This window comes from Sphingomonas sp. BL-S-25, from assembly GCF_055521555.1.
The window spans coordinates 1,149,342-1,164,290 of record NZ_CM145486.1 but is presented as its reverse complement, the minus strand read 5'-3'; the positions used below and the strand labels follow the sequence as shown (position 1 = coordinate 1,164,290).

Annotated in this window: 10 protein-coding genes; 5 read left to right on the top strand and 5 right to left on the bottom strand. The window is 66.4% G+C overall.

The window, feature by feature from the left end; translation table 11 throughout:
• Nucleotides 1-35 precede the first annotated feature (35 nt).
• From ACZ1H8_RS05795 to ACZ1H8_RS05780, 4 genes are all read right to left on the bottom strand, one after another.
• Nucleotides 36-776 carry a class I SAM-dependent methyltransferase gene (locus ACZ1H8_RS05795; protein WP_465180407.1) on the bottom strand — a complete coding sequence of 247 codons (741 nt, stop codon included), beginning with the start codon at nt 774-776 and terminating at the stop codon, nt 36-38.
• A complete protein-coding gene (gene prfB, locus ACZ1H8_RS05790; protein WP_465180406.1) occupies nt 773-1,900 on the bottom strand; it encodes a peptide chain release factor 2 in 1,128 nt (375 codons plus the stop codon). Before prfB ends, ACZ1H8_RS05795 begins: the two co-directional genes overlap by 4 nt.
• An 84-nt stretch (nt 1,901-1,984) precedes the next feature.
• Entirely contained in the window at nt 1,985-4,504 is a 2,520-nt protein-coding gene (locus ACZ1H8_RS05785) for a penicillin-binding protein 1A (protein WP_465180405.1), read from the bottom strand.
• 71 nt (nt 4,505-4,575) lie between these two features.
• Complete coding sequence (locus tag ACZ1H8_RS05780; RefSeq protein WP_465180404.1) at nt 4,576-5,871, bottom strand: N-acetylmuramoyl-L-alanine amidase family protein; 1,296 nt, start codon at nt 5,869-5,871, stop codon at nt 4,576-4,578.
• Nucleotides 5,872-6,243: 372 nt separating this feature from the next.
• Between ACZ1H8_RS05780 and ACZ1H8_RS05775 the strand changes: the two genes are divergently transcribed.
• From ACZ1H8_RS05775 to ACZ1H8_RS05755, 5 genes are all read left to right on the top strand, one after another.
• Complete coding sequence (locus ACZ1H8_RS05775) at nt 6,244-9,009, top strand: Rne/Rng family ribonuclease (protein ID WP_465180403.1); 2,766 nt, start codon at nt 6,244-6,246, stop codon at nt 9,007-9,009.
• 132 nt (nt 9,010-9,141) lie between these two features.
• Nucleotides 9,142-10,542 carry a M48 family metalloprotease gene (locus ACZ1H8_RS05770; RefSeq protein ID WP_465180402.1) on the top strand — a complete coding sequence of 467 codons (1,401 nt, stop codon included), beginning with the start codon at nt 9,142-9,144 and terminating at the stop codon, nt 10,540-10,542.
• The gene (locus ACZ1H8_RS05765; protein ID WP_465180401.1) at nt 10,539-11,279 is read left to right on the top strand and encodes a DsbA family protein; all 741 of its coding nucleotides are present in this window, start codon (nt 10,539-10,541) and stop codon (nt 11,277-11,279) included. The genes ACZ1H8_RS05770 and ACZ1H8_RS05765 overlap by 4 nt, the downstream gene beginning before the upstream one ends.
• Before the next feature lie 104 nt (nt 11,280-11,383).
• A complete protein-coding gene (locus ACZ1H8_RS05760) occupies nt 11,384-12,325 on the top strand; it encodes an ABC transporter ATP-binding protein (protein ID WP_465180400.1) in 942 nt (313 codons plus the stop codon).
• Nucleotides 12,322-13,092, top strand: coding sequence for an ABC transporter permease (locus ACZ1H8_RS05755; RefSeq protein ID WP_465180399.1), 771 nt, complete (start codon nt 12,322-12,324; stop codon nt 13,090-13,092). Before ACZ1H8_RS05760 ends, ACZ1H8_RS05755 begins: the two co-directional genes overlap by 4 nt.
• 9 nt (nt 13,093-13,101) lie before the next feature.
• Here the strand turns inward: ACZ1H8_RS05755 and ACZ1H8_RS05750 are convergent, their stop codons facing one another.
• Nucleotides 13,102-14,940: a CocE/NonD family hydrolase gene (locus tag ACZ1H8_RS05750; RefSeq protein WP_465180398.1), complete on the bottom strand. Its 1,839-nt coding sequence runs from the start codon at nt 14,938-14,940 to the stop codon at nt 13,102-13,104.
• Nucleotides 14,941-14,949: the final 9 nt, after the last annotated feature.

Genomic DNA, 14,949 nt, shown 5'->3' with positions numbered 1-14,949 from the left:
CGCATCGGCCGACATGATTGTGGACGACTCGGGGATCAGCTCTTGGGCGCCGGGGTCGCCGGATTGCGGCAGGCCTTGATCGTCTGCGGCTCGGGCCGCTCGCCCTGCGCCTCGAAAATGGCGAGATAGCCGCCGGCCGACGGCATGCGCTGGAGCGACACCTGGACATAGCCGACCGCGGCGAACTCGCATTTCAGCAACTCGGTCGGGGTGCCGTGATCCTGGGTGGGCCGATCGCCATCGACCACGATCACCTGTCCGCCCGGGCGCAGCGACGGACGCATCCGCCAGAGGAATTCATAGGGGGAGGCGATCTCGTGATACATATGCACCATGAACACGCGGTCGAAACTCGCCTCGGGCAGTCGTGGATCGGCGGGCAGGCCCAGCCGGACGCTGACATTGTCCAGCCGTTCGCGCGCAACGCGGGTCGCCAGCGCGTCGCGTACCTCGGGCACGATATCCTCGGCCAGAACCCGGCCTTCGTCGCCGACGCGACTGGCCAGGCGCACGGTGTAATAGCCTTCGCCCGCGCCGATATCGGCGACGGTCATGCCCTTCTTGATGCCGGCACGGTCCATCACCGTATCGGCCTCTTTCAGCCGGTCGCGCGCCTCTTCAGTCGACCAGCGCGACGAGATGATCGACGCGACCGGGCGATCGGCGGCAGGAAAGCCATATTTGGGCTCGTCGGCTTTCTGGGGCGCCCGCGACCGGCCGTCACAGCCGGCCAGCGCGAGCAGCGCCAGCGATAGGACGAGCCCGCGGACGATCAATCGACGTCCTCCACATCGACCTTCTCGCCGGTCACCCGCTGCGACAGCGCCGCCGCCATGAACGGATCGACCGCGCCGTCCAGCACGTCGGAGGGCGCGGTGGAGGTCACCCCGGTGCGCAGGTCCTTCACCAGCTGATAGGGCTGGAGCACATAGGACCGGATCTGGTGACCCCAGCCGATATCGGTCTTGGTCGCGTTCTGCGCATTGGCGATCGCCTCGCGCTCGGCCAGTTCGCGCTCGTACAGGCGCGCGCGCAGCTGGTTGAACGCCTCGGCTCGGTTCTTGTGCTGCGATCGCTGGTTCTGGCACTGCACGACGATGCCGGTCGGCAGGTGGGTGATGCGCACGGCCGAGTCTGTCGTGTTGATATGCTGTCCGCCCGCGCCCGAGGCGCGATAGGTGTCGATGCGCAGATCGCTCTCGTTGATCTCGATGTCGATATTGTCGTCGATCACCGGATAGACCCACACCGACGAGAAGCTGGTGTGGCGCCGCGCCGAGCTGTCATAGGGACTGATGCGGACCAGGCGGTGCACGCCGCTCTCGGTCTTGGCATAGCCATAGGCGTTCTCGCCCTTGACCAGCAACGTCGCCGACTTGATCCCGGCCTGCTCGCCGGCGTGATAATCGACCAGCTCGACCTTGTAGCCGTGACGCTCCGCCCAGCGCGAATACATGCGCTGGAGCATCTCGGCCCAATCCTGGCTCTCGGTCCCGCCGGCGCCCGAGTTGATCTCGATATAGGTGTCGTTGGCATCGGCCTCGCCCGACAGCAGCGCCTTGACCTTGTCGCCCTCGGCACGCTCGGCCAGTTCGACCAGCGCCGTGGTGCCCTCGATTGCCAGCGCCTCGTCGCCCTCGGCTTCGGCGAGCTCGATCAGCTCGACCGTGTCGTTCAGCTCGCTCTCGATCGCCCGCGTCGCGGTGATCGCCTCGTCCAGCCGGCGACGCTCGCGCATCACGTCCTGCGCCGCCTTGGCATCGTTCCACAGCGTCGGGTCCTCGACGCGCGCGTTCAGCTCGTCGAGGCGGCGCAGCGCGCGGTCCCAGTCCAGGAAGCGGCGCAGCAGGGCGAGCGCGGCGTTGATCTTGTCGACATTTGCCTGCGCTTCGGCACGCATTCAATTCACTCCAGAAACTTGTCCGGGGCCGCACTCGGGTTCGGCGGCTCCGCAAGGGATAGATATAGGGACGAAGGCGCGCGGCTAATAGATTCCGCCCTGGCGTTGCAAGAAGTCGCTGTCGTCCTGACGCCGTTCGCGCTTCTCGGTCTTCTTGACCGTCTTGGGCGCGTCCGTTTCGCTTTCCTCACGCCGGTTGCGGCGCAACTCGTCGTCATTCTGCGGCTTGAACGCTTCCCAGATGATGCTCGCCTTGGGATCGCTGGTCGGCCAGCCGGCATAGACGCGCTTTCCGCTCGCGCGATCGATCCGCACCATCCGCACGCCCTTGGGCGCGATGAAGGGCAGGGGCTCGACGCCCTCGAAGGCGGGGATTGCGAACTGCTTGTAGATCGGCGCGGCGATCGATCCGCCCTGGGCATAGCCGCCCAGATTGGTCGGCGTGTCATAGCCGAGATACAGGCCGGCGATCATCTGCGGCGATCCGCCGACGAACCACACATCGGTCGGGCCCGACGTCGTGCCGGTCTTGCCCATCAGCGGACGGTTGAGGTCGCGCAGCACGGTCGCGGTGCCGCGCTGGATCACGCCCTCGGCGATATGGACCATCTGATAGGCACTGATCGGATCGACCACCTGGCGGGCGCGGCTGACCGGGCGCGGCATCGGCTTGCCGTTCCAGTCGGGCATGTTGCAGCCGTCGCAGGGGCGCCAGTTATCGGGCCAGACCACCTGGCCGCGGCGGTTCTGGACGAAGTCGATCAGCGACGGGTTCAGCGCCCGACCATTGTTCACCAGGATCGAATAGGCGTTGACCATGCGCAGCACGGTCGTCTCGCCCGCGCCCAGCGCATAGCTCAGATAGGGTGCGGTCTTCTGCTTGCTGACGCCGATGCGGTGGATCAGGTCGACGACATGGTCCATGCCGACCTGGTTCGCGATCTGCACGGTCATCAGGTTGCGCGACTGTTCCAGGCCCCAGCGCATCGTCTTGGGTCCAGCGCCAGCCGAGCCACCGAAATTGCGGAAGCATTTATTGCCCAGCGCAGCGCTCTGCCAGACGCAGAAGGGCCCATCGACCACGATCGACGCAGGCGTCATTCCCTGTTCCAGCGCGGCGGCATAGACCAGCGGCTTGATCGTCGATCCGGGCTGGCGCTGCGCCTGGGTGGCGCGATTGAACGACTGGATTCGCGAATCGAACCCGCCCTGCATCGCCAGCACGCGACCGGTGCGCGGATCCTCGACGACCATGCCGCCCGATACCTTGGGCACGCTGCGCAGTGCGAAGCTTCCGCCCTGCGGCGCGACCGCAATGATGTCGCCGGGCTCGATCGCATTATAGGCTTCGCCACCCTTGCCGCGCACCGGCATGCTCGCCTGGCTGCGCGGCATCGTGCCGGTGCTGCCGTCGTCGAACCCGATCTGCCAGCCGTCGCCCGACCGGGCGATCGCGATCGCGGCGCGCCAGTCCTCGTAATCGACGCCGATATTGGTGTTGAGCAGCGCCTGGCGCCAATTGTCGCCGCGGATCTGCCCCTTGCCGAGCGGGCCCGACCAGCCGCGTCCGCGGTCATATTTCAACAGTCCGTCGCGCAGCGCCTTTTGCGCATATTCCTGAAGCCTCGGGTCCAGCGAGGTTCGGACCCAGAGCCCGCCCGCATAGACGCTGTTCGGACCATTCTCGGCCGTCTCGCCGAACTTGTCGATCAGCTGGCGGCGCACTTCCTCGACGAAATAGCCGCCGACGCGCTCGAATTTGGGCGTCTGGCGCGGGATGGTCCCGAGCGGTTCGCGGACCGCCTCGTCATGCTGGGCCTGGGTGATGAAACCGTTGCGCAGCATCCCGCCCAGCACCCAGTTGCGCCGGTCCAGCGCCCGCTGGGTGTAGCGGTCCGGATCATAATTGGCCGGCCCCTTGGGCAGGATCGCCAGATAGGCCATCTGCGCCAGGCTCAGCTGCTTGAGTTCCTTGCCGAAATAGGCATGGCTGGCCGCGTCGACGCCGCCGGCGTTGCGACCCAGCTCGATCGAATTGAGATAGAGCTCGAGGATCTGTTCCTTGCTCAGCGTATCCTCGATCCGCCACGCCAGGATCGCCTCGCGCACCTTGCGGGCGTAGCTCACCTCGTTGCCGACCAGCAGGTTCTTCGCCACCTGCTGTGTGATGGTCGATGCGCCGACCTGGCGGCCGCTGCTGGTCAGGTTGCGGAAGATCGCGGACGCGATGCCCGGATAGTCGACGCCGTGGTGCTGGAAGAAGGTCCGGTCCTCGGCCGCCAGGAACGCGTTCACCAGCGGCTTGGGATATTCGGCATAGCTCAGCTGGACGCGGCGTTCGCGCGCATAGCTGTGGATCGGCGTACCCTCGACCGACCGGACATAGGTCGGCAGCGGCGGCTCGTAGTTTTTCAGTGTCTCGACCGAGGGCAGGTGCCGCGCGATCAGCAGCCAGACCAGGAACCAGAAGATGCCGGCAAGCAGCGCCAGGATCGCGATGGTGCGAAACCACCAGCGATTGTGCACGCTCAGGTACCAGCCCTTGATCCCGCCGATCTCGCGCTTGATACGGAAATTGACTTTGGTGCGGTCCGCGTCAGCCATGGGATGCGGGGTCTAGCAGGATTCGCGCATGTTTCCAGCCGCGTTGCGGCGGAAGTCGTCGGAGGCCCCCGTCAGCGCGTCGCGATCCGCGCGGTATTGCGCGTGGCGAAGTGGACGGTCAGCGCGCGGCTGACTGCTTGCGCCACCTTCCTCTGGCCCTCGGGCGAGGCGAGGAAGCGGGCATCGGCCTCGTTCGATATATAGCCGGTTTCGAACAGGACCGAGGGCAGGTCCGGCGCCTTCAGCACCAGCAACGACGCAAAGCGATGATAAGTGTCGCGCACCGGGATCAGCGGGCCCGCCTCGCGCCCCAGCAGCCTCGCGAAGCCGGCCGAGGCGTTCATCGTCTCGCGCTGGGTAAGGTCGATCAGGATCGATGAAATCTCGGAATTGGTGTTGCCCAAGTCCACCCCGGCCAGGATGTCGGACCTGTTCTCGCGCGCGGCCAATCGCGCTGCTTCCTTGTCCGAGGCAGTTTCCGACAAGGTATAGACCGTCGCACCCGATGCCTGCGGATCGCTGGCACTGTCGCAATGAACCGAGATGAACAGGTCTGCGCCCAGACCCCGGGCCACGCCGAACCGCTCTTGATGGATCAAATACCGGTCATCGCTGCGGGTCAGCGCCACGCGGAACCTGCCCGAGGCGAGCAATGCGTCGCGGATCGCCAGCGCGATCTTGAGTGTGAGGTCCTTCTCGAGCAGCGTCCCGTCGGGCGAGATCGCGCCGGGATCGTGCCCGCCATGGCCCGCGTCGATCACGACCAGCGGGCGACTGCGGTCGGCGCCTTCGATGCGCGGCAAATTCAGCGCTACGCGCCGGGGCGGCGCGGCCACCGTGACGCTATGGCCAGCGTCCGGCCTTGGCGCGGGAAGGAAATAGCTGAAGGGGGGCAGTGACCGCATCCCGCCCTCCGCCGCGGCATGTGCCGCGCCGCCCTGGTCGATGGTGCGCAGTGTCACGGACAGGGTCCCGCTCTTTCGACCGAAACTGCCTTCGGCCAATAAGGCCGGGCGCGCCAGGTCGAGAATGATGCGTGCGGTGCTGCTGTCGGTCGAATCAACTCTCTCGTCGGTGAGTCGATCGGTGGATGTCGGTATCAGGGCGCCGGCCTGGCGGGCGGGTTCGCTGAAGCGGACGACGAGGTGATCGTCCTGGATCCTCACGCCCTCCACCGCGCTCGACCAGCTCGGCGCGCCGGTCAGCCAGCCGATGAGAAGGGCGAGAAACGCGAGCACCCCGGCGATATGCCGCGCAGGCAGGGGAAGGGTCCAGCGCAAATGCGCGCCGCTGGCGGCGTCGCCAGTCTGCAAATCCAAACGGTCGGGCGCGAAGTTGCGGCGCCGTACCGCAGCTTTAACGGTCAAGCCTCTGGCGCGCGCGTAACAAATTGTCGTGACGCAGGTGTTTCGGTTGCCGCATCTGACAAGGGCTGCTAGTCCGCTGCTACGCCGGGCTTGTTCCGGCCTATGTCCACGACCACATGGTCGTGCAATTCAGGTTGACGCTGCAAATGAGGCACTTTCCACACCGTTCGCTTCGCCAGGGCTTTGCCCTCGGCAGCGCGACGGCGGCGGAGTTTCCGGCCCGTGAGACCGGACGTGCCACTGCAGCAGAGGCAATTTTCGAAAACCGCGTGACGCGTCCCGGCCGTTCTGCCGGATGCGTCCGTTCTGCATGTCGCGCGCCCGCTCTCCGTCTTCGAGGAGCCGAGGCCTGGCGCGCCCGGAGACTATTCAATGACAATGCGTATGCTGATCGACGCGCGCCACCGGGAGGAAACCCGCGTGGCCGTCGTCAAAGGGAACCGAATCGAGGAGTTTGATTTCGAGTCCGCCGAGCGCAAGCAGCTCAAGGGCAATATCTATCTGGCCAAGGTGACCCGCGTCGAACCGTCGCTCCAGGCGGCGTTCGTCGATTATGGTGGCAACCGCCACGGCTTCCTTGCCTTCAGCGAAATCCATCCCGACTATTACCAGATTCCCAAGGAAGATCGCGAAGCCCTGCTGCGCGAGGAAGCCGAGCACGCCGCCGAGGAAGCCGCGCTCCGCGCCGAGGAAGATGACGATCATGACGAGGACGGTGCCGTCGAGGTGCTGGAGCGTCCGATCGACGACGACGATCATGATCACGATCATGATCATGATCATGAGGATGGCGACGAAGGCGACGCCGAGGCCGATGCCGACGCATCCGATGAGGGCGAGACCGGTGGCGAGGGTTCGGACAACGGTCGCGGCCGTGGCCGTCGCCGCGGACGCAAGGGCGATCGCGGCGAGAGCCCGGCCGACGCGATGCGCGCGCGCCGCATGGCGCTGCGCCGCCGCTACAAGATCCAGGACGTCATTCGTCGTCGCCAAGTCCTGCTGGTCCAGGTCGTCAAGGAAGAGCGCGGCAACAAGGGCGCTGCGCTGACGACCTATCTGTCGCTCGCCGGTCGCTACTGCGTGCTGATGCCCAATACCGCCCATGGCGGCGGGATCAGCCGCAAGATCAGCTCGTCCGCCGACCGCAAGCGCCTGAAGTCGATCATGGCCGACCTCAAGCTGCCGCCGTCGATGGGCTGCATCGTGCGGACGGCCGGGCTTCAGCGCACCAAGACCGAGATCAAGCGCGACTTCGACTATCTCGCCCGCCTGTGGGACGAGATTCGCGAGAAGACGCTGCAGTCGTCTGCCCCGGCGCTTGTCTATGGCGACAGCGACCTGATGAAGCGGGCGATCCGCGACATCTACAACAAGGACATCGACGAGGTCATCGTCGAGGGCGAGGAGGGCTATCGCCAGGCCAAGGACTTCATGCGGCTGCTGATGCCCAGCCACGCCCGCCGGGTGAAGCATTATGCCGACACCGTGCCGCTGTTCCAGCGCGCCGGCGTCGAGGACCAGCTCGCCGCGATGTACAATCCGGTCGTCCAGCTCAAGTCGGGCGGCTATCTCGTGATCAACCCGACCGAGGCCCTGGTGTCGATCGACATCAACTCGGGCCGGTCGACGCGCGAGCATTCGATCGAGCAGACCGCGACCGCGACCAACCTCGAAGCGGCGCACGAGATTGCCCGCCAGCTGCGCCTGCGCGACATGGCCGGCCTCGTCGTCATCGACTTCATCGACATGGATCACGGGTCCAATGTCCGTAAGGTCGAAAAGGCGATGAAGGAGGCGCTGAAGAACGACCGCGCCCGCATCCAGGTCGGCCGGATCAGCGCCTTCGGGCTGATGGAGATGAGCCGCCAGCGCCTGCGCACCGGCGTGCTCGAGGCATCGACCCGCCAGTGCCCGCATTGCGAGGGCACCGGCCTGGTCCGCACCGCATCGTCGGCGGGCCTGTCGGCGCTGCGCATGATCGAGGATGAGGCTGCCCGCGGCCGCGGCTCGCAGCTGCTGCTGCGCGCCAGCCAGGAAGCCGCCTTCTATGTGCTGAACCGCAAGCGCGCCGAACTGGCGGAGATCGAGGAGCGCTACGGCGTTACCGTCGAGGTCGCCCCGGACGGCGAGCTTGAGGGCGCGCGCATGATCGTCGAGGCATCGGGCCCGCCGCCGATCCGCGCGCCGCGACCGGTCGTCCTGATCGAGGAACCCGAGGACGACTATCTCGACGAGGTCGAGGAAGAGGAAATCGAGGAAGAGGAAGAGGTCGAAGCCGAAGCCGAGGAGCGTCCGCGCCGTGAGCAGCGCGATCGCCCGGAGCGTGGCGAGGGTGATGAGGCCGGTCGCAAGCGCCGCCGCCGCCGTCGCGGTCGTCGCGGCCGGGGCCGTGACGAAGACGGCCAGGACGTCGCCGAGGGCGAAGAGGCTGGCGATGCAGATGCCGGTGAAGGCGACGCGGATGCTGAAACCGAGACCGTCGAAGTGGTCGAGGCCGAGGTCGAGGCGCAGCCGGCTGGCGACGAAGGCGAGGGCGAGACTGGCCGCAAGCGCCGCCGCCGCGGCCGCCGCGGTGGCCGTCGCAATGGGGCCGATGCGGTGACCGAGGGTGAAGACCAGGCCGAGGCGGAAGCCGAAGCTTCGGCCGAGGCAGCTCCGGTGGAAGCCGAGCCGGTGGCCGAGGTCGTCGAGGAAGCGCCAGCGCCCGAAGCCGAGGCTCCCAAGCCGAAGCGGACACGCAGCCGCAAGAAGGCCGAGCCGGTTGCCGAGGATGCGCCCGCCGCCGAGGCCGTCGAGGCCCCTGCGCCCGAGCCGGTCGCCGAGGAGAAGCCGAAGCGGACCCGCAGCCGCAAGAAGGCAGTCGCCGCGGACGCTCCGGCAGCCGAGGCCGCCGCAGTCGAGACGCCAGCCGTGGAGGCCGCACCCGCTGCGGAAGACGCGCCGGTGAAGGCGAAGAAGCCGCGGACCCGCAAGAAGGCGCCGGCAGCCGAGGCGGCTGCAGAGGAGGCCCCTGCGGCAACCGAGGCAGAAGCTGAAGCACCCGCCGCCGAGCCGGCCTCGGGCGACGGCGATGCCGCTCCCGAGGGCGAGGAGGCCGCGCCGCGCCGCGGCTGGTGGCAGCGCACTTTCGGCGCCTGACCGATGATCGGCCCCGCCCGGCGAGAGCTCGTCCGGGCGGGGCCAGTCACCCATGGTTCATTCGCCCCGCCGCACAGCGCGCCTGACGCGCACCCGTTGCGGGCCAGGGAAATTGGGACGATGATGCCCCGCATGAACCGTAACCTTCTCCATGCCGTGGCCGTGGCGTTCGCCGCGCTCTGCCTGTTCGGCATGTCGATCCGTCCGGCCGCAGCGCAGATCATGTTGCGCGACGCCGAGACGGAAATGATGCTGAACGAGGCCGCCGCCCCGATCGTCAAGGCGGCGGGGCTGAGGCCCAGCGATGTCCGGTTCGTCCTGATCCAGGACAATTCGATCAACGCCTTCGTCGCGGGCGGCCAGGCGGTCTATATTCACACCGGCCTGCTCGACAAGGCGGACAACATCAACGAAGTCCTGGGCGTCATCGCCCACGAACTGGGCCATGTCGTCGGCGGCCATGCGGTGCTTCAGCGCGATGGCGGCTATGGCACGGTGTCGCTGCTCAGCCTTGCGCTGGGACTCGCGGCGGTTGCCGCCGGCGCTCCCGATGCCGGAATGGGCATCCTGATGGCCGGCCAGCGCGCGGCGATCGGCCGCTATCTTGCCTTCTCGCGCAGCCAGGAAAGCTCGGCCGACGCGGCTGGCGCCCGCTTCCTCACGACCGCCGGCATCAGCGGCAAGGGGATGCTGGAGTTCTTCAAGAAGCTCCAGAACATGGAGTTCAGCTACGGCTATTACAGCAAGAACCCGGAGGTCGACCCGTTCGCGCGCAGCCACCCGATGTCGGGCGAGCGGTTGCGCACGCTGACCGACGATCTCCAGAAGTCGCCGTCGTGGAACAAGCCGACCGATCCGCAGCTCGACATCCGGTTCAAACGCGTCCAGGCCAAGCTGCGCGGCTATGTCAACGAGCCGAAGGCGACGCTGCAGCGCTATCCGACGACCGACACCTCGATCTACGCGCATTATGCCCGCGCCTATGCCTATCATCGCTCGGGCTATCCCGATCAGGCCCGGGCCGAGACGATGGCGCTGGTCAAGGCGCAGCCCGAGGATCCGTTCTTCCTCGAGCTGGAAGGGCAGATCCTGCTCGAATCGGGCGATCCGACCGGCGCGCTGGTGCCGCTGCGCAAGGCGACCGAGAAGACCGGATTCCAGCCGCTGATCGCCTCGACCTTCGGTCATGCGCTGGTCGCGACCGACGATGCTGCCAACCTCGCCGAGGCCGAGCGGGTGCTGCGCCAGGCGCTCGCCCGCGACCGGGAGAATCCCTATGCCTGGTTCCAGCTGGGCATGGTGTTCGAGCGCAAGGGCGACGAGCCGCGCGTCGCGCTCGCCACCGCCGAGCGCGCCAGCCTGACCGGCGACCCCGGCGTCGCCTTCATGAGCGCCCGCCGCGCGATGGGCGGGCTGCCGACCGGATCGCCCGACTGGGTGCGCGCCCAGGACATCATGATGGTGTCCCAGACCGCGCTGGAAGAAGCGAAGAACGGCAAACGCCGCCTGACCATGAGTGCCTCGCCCCAATGACCAATCCGATCCTGCGTAACCCCTGGCTCCTGTCTGGGAGTTTCTTTCTTGCCGCCGTTGTCGGCGGGCTGGTGTCCTATGGCGCGCAGCATCTGGCCGGTGGCGAACGCGCCGATGGCGGCGAAGCGATCCGCGCCTATCTGCTCGAACATCCCGAGGTGCTCCCCGAGGCGATGGAGAAGCTTCAGGAGCGCGAATATGCCAAGGCGATCGCGCCGAACCGCAAGGCGTTCGAGACGCCCTTCGCCGGCGCCGAATGGGGCAATCCCAAGGGGGACGTGACCGTCGTCGCCTTCCTCGACTATGCCTGCGGCTATTGCCGCGCCAGCCTGCCGTCGCTGGCGAAGCTGGTCGCCAATGATCCCAATGTGCGGATCGTCTACCGCGAATATCCGGTGCTGGGCGACGCCAGCGTGTCCGCGGCGCGCTGGGCGCTGGCGGCCGCCGAACAGGGCAAGTTCCGCGCCTTTCACGAGGCGCTCTACGCCAATGGCCAACTCGACGAGGCATCGATCGCCTCCGCCGCCACCGGCGTCGGCCTCGACAAGGCGCGCGCGGCGCGGGTGATGGCGACGCCTGCCATCGACGGCGAAATTTCGAACAATCACAAGCTGGCCGCGAGCATCGGCGGGCGCGGCACGCCGGTCTGGGTGATCGGCGACAAGGTCATCCCCGGCTATGTCGAATATTCGGTGCTGGCCGACGCGGTGAAGAAGGCGCGCGAGAAAAAGGCATAACCCGACCGGAAGCCGCGAAAAAAACGAGTTAGCTTTCCTAACTCACTGCTTGTTCGTTACGCATCTGCTCCCTAGTTAAGGCGCCTCTCCTTCCGGGTGCTTTCATGGATTCCATTCTTTCCCTCCGTCAGGTGTCCAAGACCTATGCGTCGGGCCACAAGGCGCTCGACCATGTCGATCTCGATATCGGGCGGGGCGAGATCTTCGCGCTGCTGGGTCCCAACGGTGCGGGCAAGACGACGCTGATCAACATCATCTGCGGGATCGTGCGGCCCAGCACCGGCACGATCCTGGTCGATGGTCATGACGCCATCCGCGAACCGCGCCAGGCGAGGACCAAGATCGGCCTGGTCCCCCAGGAATTGTCGGTCGACATGTTCGAGACGGTGAACGCGACGACGCGCTTCAGCCGCGGCCTGTTCGGCAAGGCGCCGGACCGCGCCTATACCGACCAGGTCCTCAAGGACCTGTCGCTATGGGACAAGCGCGATGCCAAGATCATGGAGCTGTCGGGCGGCATGAAGCGACGCGTGCTGATCGCCAAGGCGCTCAGCCACGAACCCGACATCCTGTTCCTCGACGAGCCCACCGCGGGTGTCGACGTGTCGCTGCGCCGTGACATGTGGAAGCTGGTGCTGGGCCTGCGCGACCGCGGCACCACGATCATCCTGACGACCCATTATATCGAGGAGGCCGAGGAGATGGCCGACCGGGTGGGGGTCATCAACCGCGGCAAGCTGTTGCTGGTCGAGGAAAAGGCCGAGCTGATGAAGAAGCTCGGCAAGCGCGAGCTCGATCTCTCGCTGGTCGAGCCGCTGAGCGCGATTCCGCCCGAACTTGCCGAATGGCACCTCTCGCTCGAGGATGAGGGGCACCGGCTGCGCTACACCTTCGATGCGCAGGCCGAGCGGACGGGCATCCCGTCGCTGCTGCGCAAGCTTGCCGAACTCGACATCGCCTTCAAGGATCTCGACACGTCCAAGTCGAGCCTGGAAGATATCTTCGTCGACATCGTCGCCCACCGCGAGGAAGGAGCCGCAGCATGAACGGCATCAATCTGCGCGGGATCTGGGCGATCTATCGCTTCGAGATGGCCCGCACCCTACGCACCCTGTGGCAGAGCGTCGCGACCCCGGTCATCACTACCTCGCTCTATTTCATCGTCTTCGGCGGCGCGATCGGCAGCCGGATCCAGGATGTCGGCGGGGTCGATTATGGCGCCTTTCTGGTGCCGGGCCTGATCATGCTGACGCTGCTGACGCAGAGCATCTCGAACGCGTCGATCGGCATCTACTTCCCGAAATTCACCGGTACGGTGTTCGAGCTGCTGTCGGCGCCGATCTCGGCGTTCGAACTCGTCATCGGCTATGTCGGCGCGGCGGCGACCAAATCGGTGGTGATCGGCATCATCATCCTGCTCACCTCGACCTATTTCGTCGATCTCCGCATCGATCATCCGTTGGCGATGGTCGCCTTCCTGCTGCTGACCTCGATCACCTTCTCGATGCTCGGCTTCATCATCGGCGTCTGGGCCAAGGGCTTCGAACAGCTCAACTTCGTGCCCGCGCTGCTGATCACGCCGCTCACCTTCCTGGGCGGCGCCTTTTACTCGATCGAGATGCTGCCCGAGCCCTGGCACACGGTCAGCCTGTTCAACCCGGTCGTCTATCTGGTCAGCGGGTTCCGCTGGAGCTTCTTTGGCGTGGGCGATGTCAGTCCGGCGCTGAGTCTGGGCTTCACCGCTGCCTTCCTGATCCTGTGCGCCGCGGTGATCGCCGTCATCTTCCGCACCGGCTACCGCCTGAAGAACTGAGGGCGATCTTCACCGCACCACGGGCAGCGTGACCGCGCTGCCCGGGCACACGCGCTGCGTCGCCTTAACATAGTCGGCGGGCTGCGCCTTGTAGATGTTCGGCACGAAGCGCTGCGGATTGCGGTCGATCACCGGGAACCAACTCGACTGGACCTGCACCATGATCCGGTGCCCCTTGCGGAACACATGGTCATGGTCGCGCAGCGGCACGTCCCAGGCGACGACCTGGTCCGGCACCAGCGGCTGCGGCGTCTCGAAGCTCTTGAGATAGCGGCCGCGGCGGACCTCCATCGCGATCGGCAGCTGATAGCCGTTCAGCTGCCGCGTATAGCCGCCCAAGTCCGGGGGCACGCTGGTCGTATAGTTGTCGGGGAACACGTCGATCAGCTTGACGATGAAGTCGCTGTCGGTGCCACTGGTCGAGGCCATCAGCTTGGCGGCGATCGCGCCGGTGACCGTCATGTCCGCGTCCAGTGGCTCGGTGGTCCAGCTCAGCACGTCGGGCCGTCCGTCGACGAAGCGCTGGTCCTCCGATTCCCACCATTGCCATTCGGGCCGCGGATAGGTGACCGAGATCGGTCGCGCCCGGTTGGGCACCGGATTGGCGGGATCCGAGACATAGTCGCGACACGCCTCGCCCTGCGCGGGGGCGGTGAACGATGCGCTGCCATCGGCATGCAGATAGAGCTGCGACGCCTGCGCCTGCGCCAGCGGCCAGCCGGGATAGGTCCGCCACTGCCAGCTACCGCTCTGGAAGCTCTTCACCTCGTAATCGGGCTTCGTGCCCTTGCCGTGCAGCCAATAGGCGAAGAACGGTGCCTCGATCTCGGTCATGAACGACGTGCCGCTGTCGCCGGGATAGGGGATGCGGCCCAGCCGGTTGATCGGCCCGCGCCAGCCGCCATGGTTCCACGGCCCCAGCACCATCTGCGCCATATTGTCGGGATCGTCCTTCTGCTGGCGATAATAGATCTGCCAGCTGCCCCAGGGATCCTCCTGGTCATAGCTGCCGGCGACGTTCAGCGTCGGCACGGTGGTGCGCTTCAGCGTCTCGGCCCAGCGCTGCTTCTTCCAGAAATCGTCATAGTCGGGATGCTCGATCATCTCGCGCAGCCGGGGGACGCGGCCCTGGAAATAGCGTTTCTCGATCTCGTCGGGCGATCCCGCCTTCAGGAACCAGCTATAGGTGTCGATCGCACCGGCATAGCCGGGGAAGCCGGCATTGTCGGTCTTGTCCCATTGCAGGATCGTCAGCCAGTCGATCGCATAGGTCAGCCGCATCGCGCCATAGCGGTGCAGGTCGTCGTTCATCCAGTAATCGGTCCACGCCGCTTGCGGGCTGGCCGCCTTCAGCGCCGGATGCGGCCGGGCAAGCGCGATCGCCGCGGTCAGGCCGGGATAGGATACGCCCCACATCCCCACCTTGCCGTTGTTCGGCTTCACATTCTTCACCAGCCAGTCGATCGTGTCCCAGGCGTCGGTCGATTCATCGACCGCCTGCTTGCCCGACTTGATCTCGGTGGACAGGCTGAACCCATCACCCTCCGACCCGAAGCGTCCGCGCATGTCCTGGTCGACGAAGATATAGCCGTCCTTCGCCAGGGCGGCCCAATCGCCCTGCGGGTCGGCGGAGGCGCCATAGGGGGTCCGGCTCAGCAGGATCGGCAAGGGTCCCATCGCGTCGCGCGGGCGCAGGATGATCGTGCGCAGCTTCACCCCGTCGCGCATCGGGATCATCACCTCTTCGGCGATGAAAGGGGACTGCGCCTCCTGCGCGCTGGCGGGCGGGGCGACCGGCGATATCGGACTGGCGAACAGTGCAGCTCCGGCCAGCAACAGGTGACGCATCCGATCCTC